The following is an 11349-nucleotide window of genomic DNA, read 5'->3' as shown; positions in this document are numbered from 1 at the left end:
GGTGGGTGGGGCGCTTGCGCGGGCTCTTGAGATTGGGTGAATATCCGTTGCTTTGGTAGCGGCTGCTGGCGGTTTCGCCTGACGGCGACTTACTTTTTTACAAGCGCCTAAAAAAGTAAGCAAAAAACGCTAGCTTCTGCGTTCGGCCCTCGCAGGCTCGGGTTCCTTCGCTGCGGGACTGATCCGGGCGCAGCGGCTACGGTTTGCTTCGCTGCACCTCCTTCCGCTGTGTCTGGCTGCGCCAGACGGTCGCTGCGCTCCCACCCCCGGATCAATCCCTCCACTCAGCCTTCCGACGTCGCCGGTGGATCAAGATCAAAAGCACTCGAGCTTGCGCTCATTGTTGAGTGGGGCGGCTTCGCCGCGGGCAGCTGCGCTGCCTTGCTTTTGCTTTTGTGGGAGCGAGCCTGCTCGCGATGGCGATCTGCGAGGCAACCAATTCCTATCGAATTCACGCGATCCAACTGTAGGAGCCGCCGAAGGCTGCGATCTTTTGATCTGGCTTTGGCTTTTGATCCGGCTCTTGATCTTTTGCCCCTTCGGCAGGCTTCGTTACGGGATCGATCCGGGCGTGGGAGCGCAGCGACCGTACGACGCAGTCGTACACAGCGATTGGAGGTGCAGCGAAGCAAACCGTAGACGCTGCGCCAGGATCGGTTCCGTAACGAAGGTACCCCGAGCCCAAGCGAGCGGGCCGTACGCCGGGGCAAAGCCTTTTGGTTCCTTTTTGGCGTTTGAAAAAGGGACTCGCTGTAAGAGCGAAACCGCCAGCGGCAACACCCGCAGCAATGGATATGCCCCCAATCCCAAAAAACAAAAAAGCCCCACATCTCACAATGCGGGGCTCTCTCACAGCTCAAATCAAAAAATCAGAAATCAGCCTTCACCGACATCACAAAATTGCGCGGATCCCCATAGAAGTTACCGAACCCCTCGGTACCAATGGTCGCGTAATAACGCTTGTCGAACAGGTTATTGCCGTTCAACGCCACCGACCAGGTGTCATCGATCCGATAACCAATGCGACCGTTCCAGACCGCATAACCCGCGCCGTCGACATTGTCCCCGCCCAGAGGCGAAACGCGGTAGGTGCCCGTCTGTGCATTGACACCCGCACCAATCGTCACACGATCCAGCGGTCCGCTCAGGGCGTAATCACCCCAGACGCGCAACAGGTGACGCGGCACGTAGGAGTTGTAGACCGCGCCATCCTGAGTAGCATCGGCGTCTTCCAGTACTTTGGTCTGGGTGTAGGTATAACCGGCCAGCAATTGCAGGCGGTCGATCACTTCACCGCTGACTTCAGCTTCAAAGCCCTGGGCGCGGACCTTGCCGGAGTTGATCTGGCAGGAGCTGTCTTCGCACCGCAGGTCATCCTGGGCCGCGTCTTTCTGGATGGTGCGGAACAGGTTGAACGTGGTGTTCAAGCGACCGTCGTACCACTCACCCTTGATCCCCAATTCGTAGCTCTGGCCAATCAGCGGCTTGAGCGTGCTGCCGTCGATGGTTTTGTACGAGCCTTGCGGGGTGAAGATGTCGGTGTAGCTGGCGTAGGCGGTCAGGTTGTCGTTGAGGTCGTAGAGCAGGCCGGCGAACGGCGTGACCTGGCCGGTTTCGGTGGACTGGGTGTTGACCTCGGTGCCTTCGCCACGGAAGTACTGCACCGAATCGGTGTCGGATTTGTACCAGCTGACCCGGCTGCCGAGTACCAGGGTCATCGGGTCGGCGAGTTTGAGGCGGGCGATCGAGTAAGCGCCGTATTGCTTGATGTGCATGTCCACCGGGCCGCCACGGGAGGCGTTGGCCAGGTAGTAGCTTTCATCCGGCTGCGGGATGTTGTGGTTCGGGTTGAACACGTTCTGGCGCTGTGGCAACGCGGCCACCGCATAGAAGTCGTCCTTGTGCGAACGGCTGGCGTTGGCGCCGACGATCAGTTCGTGCTGCTGGCCGAAAGCGTCGAATTTGCCGTCGACGTAAGCATCGAAACCGTAGTCGCGCTGATCGTAGTCATAGGTACTGCCGAGCATCAGCGTATTGGTGGCTGTGGCGCCCAACGGCACTGTGCCGCTCGGGAAGGAATATTCCATGTCCTGGGTGTTGCGCGAGTAGACACCGGCAACTTTCAGCGACCAGTCGTCGTTGAACTGGTGTTTGACGTCGGCGAAGTAGGTGGCGCGTTTGCTGCGCTGGTTGTTCCACGAGGTGTTCAGGCAGGTGGAGCGTTTCAGGTGCAGGTCGGAGCCGTCGGCGTAGCGCGGCAGGCCGCCCCAGCACGGGGTGGCGTCGACGTCTTCATAGGCCATGCCCAGACCGAGGGTGGTGTCGGGGCTGAGGTCGAAGTCCAGGGCGCCGTAGTAGATCTGATCACGGCGTTCAGCCACATCGTAGAAATACTGACGGGTCTGCTGGGTCACCACGGCGCGGCCACGCACGGTGCCGGCGTCGTTCAGCGGGCCGCCGGTGTCGACCTGGCCGCGATAGTTGTCCCAGGTCCCGGCCGACAGCGACAGTTGCGTGTGCGGGGTGTCCTGGCCGCGCTTGCGCACGAAGTTGACGCCGCCGGCGGTGCCGCCCGCGCCCTTCATCATGCCGGCCGCGCCGCGAAGGATTTCCACGCGGTCATAGATGGCCATGTCGCTGTTGAAGCTGTCCGCCTGCACGTAGCTGCTGCCGATGTCCAGCGGCACGCCGTCGTACTGGTACTGGCCGGTCATGCGGAAACCGCGCGAGTAGAAATATTTGCCGCCCATTGGCGAGTCGTAGACGGTGATGCCCGGGGTCTTCTCCATCACCTGTTCGATGGTGTTGAGGTTCTGGTCGTCGAGCATCTTGCGGGTCATCACCGTGACCGACTGCGGCGTTTCCTTGAGCGAGTGCACGCCCTTGCCGATGGTCACGCCGCCGGTGGTGTAGGAGTTGCTGCCTTCGGTGGTGGCGCCGAGGCGGTTGGCGTTGACGTTGGTCGGGGCCAGTTCCATCGCGCTGCCGCCGGTGGCCGGGCCGAGCACGGTGACGGTGTTGCCGTCACGCTGATAGCGAATGCCGGTGCCGCTGAGCATGGCCTTGAGCGACTCGTCATCCTGATAGCGGCCGTTGAGGGCGCTGGAGCGCAGGCCTTGCAGGCTTTCCGGGCTGTAGACGATTTGCAGGCTGGTCTGCTGACCGAGGGTTTGCAGGGCCTGGGCCAGCGGTTGGGCCGGAATGTTCAGGGTCCATTCCTGGGCCTGGACATACGGCGCTGCCGCGAGGGTCAGTGCCAGACCCAGGCCGCTACCGGCCAGGCGTGTGCGGGTCGCGCCGTGCATCAGCAGGGCTCGAGTCAGAGGGCGAAGCATGAAACGGGATGCGGACATGAGGTTAAGACCTTGGCAGGTATAGTTGTTAATGGTTCTTATTCATCTCATTAAGACGAGGAAGCCGCGGCAAACCGGAAAAGTTTTTTCTCCGGCCCGGTCGCGGCTGCCTCGATCAAGCGGTTTGCAGTTCGCTTCTGACCTTGCCGGCCTCCATGCGCACCAGTTGATCGGCGACGTCGAAGTAACGGTCGTCGTGGGAAATCACGATGATGGTCTTGCCCAGACGCTTGAGGTCGGGCAGCAGCTCTGTATAGAAGATCCGCCGGAAGGTCGGGTCCTGATCCGCCGCCCATTCATCGAACACCAGCACCGGCCGCTCTTCGAGCCAGGCGTTGACCAGTGCCAGGCGTTTGCGCTGACCGGTGGACAGGTCGGTGGTGCTGAAAGCGCCGTCGCGCACGCTGACCTTGTGCGCGATCTCCAGACGTTCGAGGTAGCGGGTGGCATCCTGCGGCACTTCACGATCGCCCTGAATCAGATCATCGAACAGGTAGTAGTCGGCGAAGATCGTCGTGAAGTTCTGCCGGTAATCGTCGCGGTTGACCGCAGTGATCGGCTTGTCGTTAACGCGAATTTCGCCCTCGGTCGGCGCGTACAGGCCCAGGAGCAATTTGATCAGCGTGGTTTTGCCGCAGCCGTTCTCACCGACGATAAACACAATGTCGCCCTGTTCGATACGCAGGTTCACCGGCCCGAGGCGGAACGGTTCGCTGCCTTCGACGGGCGGGAAGGCGTAGCGCACGTTGCGCAGTTCCAGGCTGTTGACGGCGGCTGGCTTGCTGCCCTGATCCTGCAGCAACAGGTGCGGCTCCGGGGAGGAGAACTGTTCGCTGAGTTCGGCGATGCGGCGGAAGGCAATCTGCGCGCGGCTGATGATCGGCAGGGTGCTGATCAGGTGCTCCAGCGGCCCCTTCATGTACAGCAGCACCAGAACGAAACCGCTCATCACCGCTTTGTCGGCACTCGGCCACAGCGATTGCAGGGCCAGGGCCATGCCGATGACGACGAAGAACAGCATCGAGCCAAACGACTTGGCGATGACGAAGGTGTTGATCGATCTGATCTGGGTGTCGCAGATTTTCTCGGCGGTTTTCTGGATGCCGGCGACGAACATGCGCTGGCGGCGCGGGCGGTGAATGCGTAGTTCCTTGGCGCCTTCGGCGATCGCGTTGTAATGCTTTTGCAGTTCGTCTTCGGAATCGCGGGCGGCGTAGAAACCGCGCATGCCCTTGGCCCGCGCAATCGCCTGGATGGTGGTGCCGATGGCGATGGCCACCAGCATCATCAGGAACATCGGCCACGACAGCATGGCCAGGTAGCCGAGACAGCCAAGGGTCACGGTCATCGAAATCGCCAGGGGCGCGAAGGCGAAGGCGAAGTCGCTGATGGTGTCGACGTCGTGGGTCAGCACCGGAATCAGGCGATGGCTGCGATAGCGTTCGATCTGGTCGATCGGCGCCGACAGGACTTTCTCCCCCAGCTCTTTGCGCAGTTTGGCGATGATGTGCTGGCCGACGTAGTTGGTGCCGATGTCCGACAGGATCGTGGTCAGCAGGGCCAGGGCACAGAGGCCGGCGAAGATCATCACCACGGTGCGGGTCAGGCCGTCATCGGAATGCAGGGCGTTGTTGATGGTCGCCAGCAGCACAGTGACGCTCAGGCCGCCGAGCATGCCGAGCACGATGGACGCCGAGACGATCAGGCGGAAGGGCTTGAGCAGGGCGAACAATTCGTTGATCGCCCCACGCGTAGGCTTGGTCATGGAGGATTCCTGCTTCGATGCGGAGGGAGTGCCGGTACTTAAGGAAAACGAATGGTCGCGGAGTTTCTTTAACCGAGCGCAGGCGTGGCTGCGCTCGTCGAGGGCAGTGTCAGAGGTCGCGTACTACGCGAAAGCCCAGCCAGTCGCCCTTGCTGGTCGGCCAGCTGCTGTTGCGGTTGCCCGAGCGCGAGAAGATCGGCGCCTCGCCCCAATCGTTGCCGCGCATGACCTGGCGTTCGCAATTTTCCTGGGTCCATGGGCGACCGTCGGCGGGCACGCCGGAGTAGTCCGGGTGGTAGCAGTCGGCGGTCCATTCGTAGACGTTGCCGTGGGCGTCGAACACGCCAAACGCATTGGCCGGGAAGGTGCCGGCCGGCGAGGTGAAGTTGTAGCCGTCGGCCGCGCCGTAGGTGTTGGCGTGCTTGGAAATCTGGTAATCCTTGCCCTCATCGAACGGGAAGGGGAAAGGCCCGGTGCTGCCGCCACGCGCGGCGTATTCGCGGATCGATTCGCTTTGCAGGCGATAGGCGTGCCCGGTCTTTTTCGACAGCCAGTCGATGTAGCCCTGGGCTTCGGCGACGTTCATGCACACCGCCGGATCGCGGGGCGTCTGTTTGAATTCCGGCTTGCCGGCGGTGCAACGGCGGCCCGGGCGATCATCGAAGTCGTAGGGCTTGTTGCCGGTCTCGCGGACATAGGCGTCCCATTCGCCCACCAGCACCTGCGAGCGGCTGATAGCGAACGGTTTGCTGAACGTCACAGTGTGCAGCGGGCCTTCGTCGGGTTGGCGGCCGACTTCATCATCCGGCGTGCCCATGGTGTAGCTGCCGGTCGGCAGCACGACCATTTCCGGGCAGTCCTTGCAATCCTTGAACACTTTGCCCGCAGCAGGCGCGGTCGCTGCCAGCGCGCTGCCGGGCAACAGCGCAGCGCAGAGGGCGCTTAGCGCCAGTGCGGGCAGGGCTTTGGAGAGGAGTGACGCGTGAGGCTTTTTCATGGGTCGTCTCTTTGAAAGGAAAACGGCAGTCGAGGATCAGGCAAGCAGCTTTTTGCCGAGGATGTCCATGAAGCGATCCACTTCGGCTTCACTGTTGAGCAAGCCCGGCGCGGTGCGAATCACCGGCCCGACATCGCGGCTGACCGCGTCGCAGATCACCCGGTTCTGCATCAGCCAGGCAGCTACTTCATCGCTGTCCTGGCCCTTGATCCGGAAGAAGGTGAAACCGGCGGAGAACTGCGAGGCGAGCGGGGTGACCAATTCGATGTTGCGGTGCTCCTGCAAGCGTTGCTTGAGGTAGCTGTTGAGCTGATGAATGCGCGTCTGCACCTCGGCTTTGCCCAGCTGCAGGTGCAACTTGAAGGCTTCGTCCAGCGCCCAGCGATGCTCGAAGGCGTGGTAGCCGCCCGGGGTCATGATGGTCGAGAAGGCCGTGGCCTCGGAGAAGGTCGGCACGCTGGGGCTGACGTATTTCAGTTCTTCGGTGCGGCTGCAGACGATGCCGGTGCCGCGCGGGCCGAACATCCACTTGTGCGTGCCGGCGATGAAAAAGTCGCAGTTCATCTGCGGGAAACTCAAGTCGTCGACGCCAAAACCGTGCACGCCATCAACCACGTAGATCAGTCGATCCTGGTCCTCGCGCTGACGGTTGTGCTCATCGACCAGCCGCGAAATCTCGCTGATCGGCAGCTTCACGCCGCTGCCCGAATGCACCCAGGTCATGCCCAGCACGCGGGTCTCGGGGCGGATATTGCGATTGATCGTGTCGAGCACCTGATCCAGAGAAATGCTCTGCGGGTTTTCGAACAGGGTGAGTTTGCGCACGCGCGTGCCGTCACGCCGGCTGCGGAAATCGAGAATGTTGCGCGTCGAGTAGTGCTCGTGAACCGTGGTGAGAATTTCCTGATCCGCGCGCACCTGCACACTGCCGTAGATCATCGCCAGGCCTTCGGTGGTGCTGCCGGTCAGGGCGATCTGCGCCGGTTTGGCTTGCAGGTACTGGCCGGCCCAGTGGCGCACATTTTCTTCGCGCTTCTCGGTGACGCCCAGATCCCAGTCCATCGCCAGACCCGGATTCAGATCCAGCGCCGCGCGATGGCGTTCGATCGCTTCGCGCACCGGTTTGGGGTGCGAGGTGACGAGGAAATTGGCGAAGTGGATGGCTTGGGGATCCTGATCGAACAACTGACGCAACTGCGCCCATTTGTCCCGCGACGCAGTCGGCGCGGCAGCGATGGCCGCCGGTGCAGTCAGGCTGGCGCCCAGGGGCAGGGCGGCGGCGAGCAGGCCGGCCTGCTTGAGAAAAGTGCGACGATCGGTCATGGCCGGGCCACCTCCTGGCGTGCCGCCAGCGCCGGTTTCGCGGCTTTTTGCACCTGATCCCAGACGCGCATGAAGTTGCCGCCCCAGAGCTTGGCGATATCCGCTTCGGAGTAGCCGCGCTGCAGCAGTTCGGCGGTGACGTTGCGAATCTCGCCGACGTTTTCCCAGCCCTTGATGCCGCCGCCGTCGTTGAAGTCCGAGGCGATGCCGACGTGGTCGATACCGATCTTGCGCACTGTGTAATCGATGGCGTCGCCGAAGTCCTTGAGGGTGGCTTTCGGTTCTTCTTCGAGGATCGCGTAGAGGCCGCTGGCGTACTGGCCGAGCTTCTGCTCCGACCAGGCGGTGATGATCGGATCGCCGGGCATCAGCGCCATGGCGAGGTTGGGCAGTGGCGGCAGATCGAAGCGCGCACGCAACCCATTGAGTTTGTCCTGCGTGCCCTGGGTCAGCGGTTTCAGGTACTGCGAGAAGGCGACCACTTGCACCACGCCGCCACTGTTCTTGATCAGTTGCAGCTCTTTATCGCTGAGGTTGCGCGGGATATCCACTGCCGCCCTTGGCGCCGAGTGCGAGGCCACCAGCGGTGTGCGGCTCAGTTCGGCGACTTGCTCGAGGGCCTTGGTCGACATCTGCGACACGTCGATGATCACGCCCAGATCGTTCAAGCGCTGCACCGCTTGTTTGCCGATATCCGACAGACCATTGAGGGCATCGGGCGAATCATTGAAAAACGGTAGCGGCCGCGACGAGTCGGCCCAGCTGTTGTTGCCGATGTAACTGAAACCGAACATGCGCATGCCGCGCCCGGCCCACAGGTCGAGTTTGCTCAGGTCATTGCCCAGCGGGTAGGCGTTGAGCATGCTGATGAAAATCGCAAACTTGCCTTCGCCGTGCAGGCGGCGGAAATCATCTGGCGTGTAGGCGATGCCGGCCTGATTGGGGAAGTCGCGGACGATCCCGGAAATGATCTTGTAGCGCACCTCCTGCTGATTGCGCGCTTCTTCGACAAAACCCTCGGTGGGACGGTGCGGGGCGTTCGGGCCGTTCCACATTTCCGGCCAGCCGAATACCGTCAGCGCCGCACCGGACAAGCGTCCGCGATTGGCCTTGATGAGGTCGAACTGGCCCGAGCCATCCTTGTCGGCTTCGTGGTCGTGGCTGCCGAAACTCAGCGGCACGGTGATGTGGCTGTCGAACGACAGCAGGCGATCCTGCAACTCGCTCGCCTGTTTCATCACTTTCACCGGGTAGCCGGGGTTGTTCAGGTAATCCCAGGCCAGAAATCCTGCGCCGGCACTGATCGCCAGGGCCAGCGGCAGGCCGATGAATAGAGCCTTTTTCCAACGCGGTTTTGTCATTGCCATCTCATTCAGTTCGCCGTCGAGGTACAGGCGCAGGGGCCTTTGCTATCTGGGAAGAACGAGTGGCTGCAGGGCTAATTTAGGCGCGCGTTACAAATGCCCGGCAGCGGCGCATGGATGTTTTGCCGGCAGCGTAAATTTCCCCGCCGAGCAAACGTTCTAGCTTGGATAAAGCCTGCTTCATGGCTGACACAGGTAGGGCAATGACGATCTCTCGACGCTGGTTCATGGCGGGCATGGCACTTACGGGCGCCGCGCTGCCTGCCGCTTTTTATGCACATCGTGAACTGACCCGCGAGGAGTTTCCGATCACCCCGGGCGAAGCCACGGTCGATCTGGCGGACACCGCCGGGCAGCAGCTGGCGGACAATTTGCGCGGGGTCTGGGACATTCGCTTTACCGGTGCGGCAGCGGGGCTTGATGGTTTGCCAGCGCAAGGCCTGGAGCTGTTTCTCGACATTGCCCATCGTGGGCGCGGCCTGCGTGGTTATCTCGACACCGGGACCAATCTGCGTGCCGAGGGGCCTGCGCGTTATCAAGTGATCGGCGATCTGGCACCGGGCAACGGCGCCGAGATGTATTGGCGCCTGCTGCGCACCGATGCGCCGCTGGCGCCGCCGGTGTATGAATTCAAAGTCAAACTGGATGAGGTCTGGGCGGCGTTCGGCAATGCCGGCAGCGCCACGTTCACCGGGCAAGTGCTGCGTCTGGACCGGCCGTTGGCGTGGCCCGAGCTGGACAATCAGTTCATCGCTATCAAGCGGCGTTTTCCCGAGGCCCGTGAACGCACCGGGCTTAATCCGCAACTGTTGGCCTGGCTGGTGGCGCCCGAACATCGTTTGTTCCATCAGCTCTGGCACGCCACTCGCGACAAGTGGCACAAGCTCTCGGAGAAAAAACGCGAAGCGCTACGCGGCATCGGCTGGCAGCCCGGGCCGCGTGACAAGGAGCGCGACGCTCGTGGGCCAAGCAAGGATCGCAATGGCTCGGGCGTGGACTTTTTCTTTATGCACCGGCACATGCTCGGCATCGCTCGGTCGATGCAGGATTTGCCTTCCTGGCCGTCGTTCCCGCAGCCGCAGCCTGAGCTGGAACGCGACCGACAGGGCTTCGCGCGTTATTTCGACAATCACGACGGTAATTCACTGCCGCCAACCTGGCTGGCCGAGGGCGATGACGAGTACACCAAGTGGGTCAGCGACATCAAGGCGGCGGAGACTTTCCAGAGCAATTTCCTGGTCTGGGAATCGCAGTACCGCGACCCGCGTTATTTGTCGAAATTGACCCTTGGCCAGTTCGGTTCCGAAGTGGAACTGGGCCTGCACGACTGGCTGCACATGCGCTGGGCTTCGGTGGCGCGCGATCCGTCCAACGACATTCCGGTGCCGATGGCGCGCGATCAGGCGGATTTCGCCGCGCGCTGGTATGCGCCGGAAAACGACTTTCTCGGTGATCCGTTTTCCTCCCACGTGAACCCGGTGTTCTGGCGCTTTCACGGCTGGATCGATGATCGCCTGGAAGACTGGTTCCGCGCCCATGAACGTTTTCATCCGGGCGAAGTGAGCCGTCTGGAAGTCAACGGCGTGCCGTGGTTTGCGCCGGGACGCTGGGTGGAAGTCGCCGACCCCTGGCTCGGCCCCGACACCCACGGCTGCAGCACCGTGCCCGGCCTGCAGGTCGGGCGCTCGGTGGAGATGGACCCGGAAACCATGAAACTGGCGCTGCGTATCACTTTTGGCGACGAAGACAACATGACCGAACTGTTCCGCAAAGTGCCACAGCGCCCCTGGTATGCGCGGCACCTGAAGGTCAAGGGCCGACAGCTCTAGATTGGTTCAAACACACACTCTCTCTGAATAGTTCGCAATCCACTTGTGGGAGCGAGCCTGCTCGCGAATACGGTGTGTCATTCAGATGCATCAGTGCCTGACAGGACCCCTTCGCGAGCAAGCTCGCTCCCACATGGGCCTTGTTCGTGGCGGAGACTCAGGTCCAATCCGAATTCCATTTGTGGGAGTGAGCCTGCTCGCGAATGCGGGGTGTCATTCAGATGCATCAGTGCCTGACAGGACCTCTTCGCGAGCAAGCTCGCTCCCACATCGGGCCTTGTTCGTGGCGGAGATTTCCGTCCAAACCGAATTCCATTTGTGGGAGCGAGCCTGCTCGCGAATGCGGTGTGTCATTCAGATGCATCAGTGCCTGACAGGACCTCTTCGCGAGCAAGCTCGCTCCCACATGGGCATTGGTTGTGCGGAAAATTTCGGTCCAATCCGAATTCCATTTGTGGGAGCGAGCCTGCTCGCGAATGCGGGGTGTCATTCAGATGCATCAGTGCCTGACAGGACCTCTTCGCGAGCAGGCTCGCTCCCACAGGGAGCCTTGATCGTGCCGGAGATTTCGGTCCAAACCGAATTCCATTTGTGGGAGTGAGCCTGCTCGCGAATGCGGTGTCTCATTCAGATGCATCAGTGCCTGACAGGACCTCTTCGCGAGCAGGCTCGCTCCCACATCGGGCATTGGTTGTGCGGAAAATTTCGGTCCAATCCG

6 protein-coding genes are annotated in these 11349 nt (G+C 61.7%); 1 reads left to right on the top strand and 5 read right to left on the bottom strand.

The annotated features are described in order from the left end of the window. Positions 1–869: 869 nt before the first annotated feature. The 5 genes from J5M66_RS05685 to pvdM all read right to left on the bottom strand — a co-directional run bounded on the left by J5M66_RS05685 (position 870) and on the right by pvdM (position 8799). Positions 870–3353 carry a TonB-dependent receptor gene (locus J5M66_RS05685; RefSeq protein ID WP_177421669.1) on the bottom strand — a complete coding sequence of 828 codons (2484 nt, stop codon included), beginning with the start codon at positions 3351–3353 and terminating at the stop codon, positions 870–872. A gap of 115 nt (positions 3354–3468) precedes the next feature. Further along, positions 3469–5118, bottom strand: a complete 1650-nt coding sequence (locus J5M66_RS05680) for a cyclic peptide export ABC transporter (protein ID WP_024012358.1) — start codon at positions 5116–5118, stop codon at positions 3469–3471. A 109-nt stretch (positions 5119–5227) separates the two neighbouring features. Beyond that, on the bottom strand, positions 5228–6115 hold the full coding sequence (locus J5M66_RS05675; RefSeq protein ID WP_016773898.1) for a formylglycine-generating enzyme family protein: 888 nt from the start codon (positions 6113–6115) through the stop codon (positions 5228–5230). A gap of 36 nt (positions 6116–6151) precedes the next feature. Next, complete coding sequence (locus J5M66_RS05670; protein ID WP_207807362.1) at positions 6152–7438, bottom strand: aminotransferase class V-fold PLP-dependent enzyme; 1287 nt, start codon at positions 7436–7438, stop codon at positions 6152–6154. After that, entirely contained in the window at positions 7435–8799 is a 1365-nt protein-coding gene (pvdM, locus tag J5M66_RS05665) for a dipeptidase (protein ID WP_207807361.1), read from the bottom strand. Before pvdM ends, J5M66_RS05670 begins: the two co-directional genes overlap by 4 nt. A 206-nt stretch (positions 8800–9005) precedes the next feature. Here pvdM and J5M66_RS05660 point away from each other — a divergent pair, with 206 nt between their 5' ends. Then, a complete protein-coding gene (locus J5M66_RS05660) occupies positions 9006–10631 on the top strand; it encodes a PvdJ/PvdD/PvdP-like protein (RefSeq protein ID WP_207807360.1) in 1626 nt (541 codons plus the stop codon). Positions 10632–11349 lie beyond the last annotated feature (718 nt).

This window comes from Pseudomonas sp. 67(2021) (assembly GCF_017491835.1).
GTDB lineage: Bacteria > Pseudomonadota > Gammaproteobacteria > Pseudomonadales > Pseudomonadaceae > Aquipseudomonas > Aquipseudomonas atacamensis.
This window is presented reverse-complemented; position numbering and strand designations above follow the sequence as displayed.